The sequence below is a fragment of the Streptomyces populi genome (assembly GCF_002911015.1).
Taxonomy (GTDB): Bacteria; Actinomycetota; Actinomycetes; order Streptomycetales; family Streptomycetaceae; genus Streptomyces; species Streptomyces populi.
The window spans coordinates 1-904 of sequence record NZ_KZ627094.1 but is presented as its reverse complement, the minus strand read 5'-3'; the positions used below and the strand labels follow the sequence as shown (position 1 = coordinate 904).

Genomic DNA, 904 nt, shown 5'->3' with positions numbered 1-904 from the left:
TCCAGCACCGGGCAGGCGTCAGTCCGTATACATCGCCTTACGGCTTCGCACGGACCTGTGTTTTTAGTAAACAGTCGCTTCTCGCTGGTCTCTGCGGCCACCCCCAGCTCAGAGTGCAAGACTCATCACCGGACGTGGCCCCCCTTCTCCCGAAGTTACGGGGGCATTTTGCCGAGTTCCTTAACCATAGTTCACCCGAACGCCTCGGTATTCTCTACCTGACCACCTGAGTCGGTTTAGGGTACGGGCCGCCATGAAACTCGCTAGAGGCTTTTCTCGACAGCATAGGATCATCCACTTCACCACAATCGGCTCGGCATCAGGTCTCAGCCTTGATGTGTGACGGATTTGCCTATCACACGGCCTACACCCTTACCCCGGGACAACCACCGCCCGGGATGGACTACCTTCCTGCGTCACCCCATCACTCACCTACTACCACCTTGGGCCGGCGGCTCCACCACTCCCCTCAACTCCGAAGAGATCGGGGCGGCTTCACGGCCTTAGCATTAATGGGCTCGATGTTTGACGCTTCACAGCGGGTACCGGAATATCAACCGGTTATCCATCGACTACGCCTGTCGGCCTCGCCTTAGGTCCCGACTTACCCTGGGCAGATCAGCTTGACCCAGGAACCCTTAGTCAATCGGCGCACACGTTTCTCACGTGTGTATCGCTACTCATGCCTGCATTCTCACTCGTGAACCGTCCACCACTGCCTTCCGGCGCGGCTTCACCCGGCACACGACGCTCCCCTACCCATCACAGCACCCGTTGGGGCTATCTGCTGCAATGACACGACTTCGGCGGTACGCTTGAGCCCCGCTACATTGTCGGCGCGGAATCACTAGACCAGTGAGCTATTACGCACTCTTTCAAGGGTGGCTGCTTCTAAGCCAACCTC

General features: G+C 58.2%; 1 rRNA gene. It reads right to left on the bottom strand.

Features of this window, described 5'->3' with window-relative positions:
• Positions 1-904, bottom strand: a 23S ribosomal RNA gene (locus tag CW362_RS42830); the annotation flags it as partial.